Source organism: Thiolapillus sp. (assembly GCF_048562965.1).
Lineage (GTDB): Bacteria > Pseudomonadota > Gammaproteobacteria > Chromatiales > Chromatiaceae > Thiolapillus > Thiolapillus brandeum_A.
In genome coordinates this window covers 1-1,189 of the sequence record NZ_JBHNMF010000878.1, presented here as the reverse complement: position 1 = coordinate 1,189, position 1,189 = coordinate 1, and the positions used below count along the sequence as shown (strand labels likewise).

Below are 1,189 nucleotides of genomic sequence, written 5' to 3'. Positions count from 1 at the left end.
GGCCGCTCCTCGATGCCAACCCGGCCGATGATGCGACCTCGCCGTTCCTGACTGCCATAGCGCTTCCTGTAGCGCTTGCGCCGCTGCCGAAGGTGTTTGTGCAGATCGCCGCCCGCTTTCTGATCACGTTCGATATGACGGTAGATCCATTCATGGCTGACCAACGGATAACCCGCCTCCCTCAATGAACCTGCGATCTGTTCCGGACTCCAGTCGTCTCTCAGTCGGGCCTCTACCCAGGCGATCAGTTCCGGTGTCCGCTTGTGGCGCTTGCCTGCCTCCCGTCGTCTGCGATCAGCCACTCGTTGTGCCGTCTCCGCCTGGTAGCCTTCAATTCCCCGGTTGCGCCTCAGCTCCCGGCTGATGGTGCTTGCTGATCGGCCTGTCTCCCTGGCGATCTGCCGCCGCGTGTAGCCCAGCCCCTTCAGTGCCGTAATCTGGCATCTTTCCTCTATTGTAAGTAAGTAACCTCAAACGCCTTGCAAGGCCGATACTCCTGCAACCGATTTGAAAAGGAAAAGGCATCACTCATCTCATAGCGTTGAAAAATATCCAACCCACGATCCAGAAGGATTTTCCATCCCGTATCAGTAACAATATGGCGTGCATGCAAGCCCTCATCTTTGCTGAATTCCCAACTGAAATTGATTCCAATAGGGGCAGCCGCCTCCTGTATCTTCTGGAAGTACTCTTCCTGCTGATCACCCTTGAATTCATCTTCCACAGTTACCAGGTAGACTGATACTTCCTCATCATCCGGTTTGATCCTGGCAATGGTCTCCAGGAATTCCATGAGATTTCTCGCCTGGTAGAACAGGCGGATGTAAGGATCCGTAAGGGTGATCTTCTGAGCGCCTGTCAAATACGGGCCAAACAGCGTTTGGTAGGATATTCCCCGCTGATTTTCCTGGTAAGCTACATGACCAGCCTGAGGTTGCTCTTCTGCAGGCTCAACTGACTTCTTCTCGGAAACATCTGTTTTAACGGGTGATTTCTGCTCACTTGCTTCCGCCCCATCACCAATCGTATGGTGGTAATAGCGTGGATATTCTTCTTCCTCCAGGGTTTTAACCGAAAAGGTTTTTCCTTCCCCATCTTCGTACGAAAAGCGAACATCAGCGTAAGTGGAATCGATACGCATGAGCTGATCTTTGACCCGTTTGCGCCCTTCGATAGCAAAGTGGAGTAT

At 52.7% G+C, this 1,189-nt stretch carries 2 protein-coding genes; both read right to left on the bottom strand.

Annotation, left to right across the window (positions count from 1 at the left end):
* Positions 1-419 (bottom strand): IS30 family transposase (locus ACOCD2_RS20845; protein ID WP_419626036.1); only part of this gene is annotated, 419 nt, incomplete at its 3' end.
* Positions 420-451: 32 nt separating this feature from the next.
* On the bottom strand, positions 452-1,141 hold the full coding sequence (locus ACOCD2_RS20840) for an MIT C-terminal domain-containing protein (protein ID WP_419626034.1): 690 nt from the start codon (positions 1,139-1,141) through the stop codon (positions 452-454).
* Positions 1,142-1,189 lie beyond the last annotated feature (48 nt).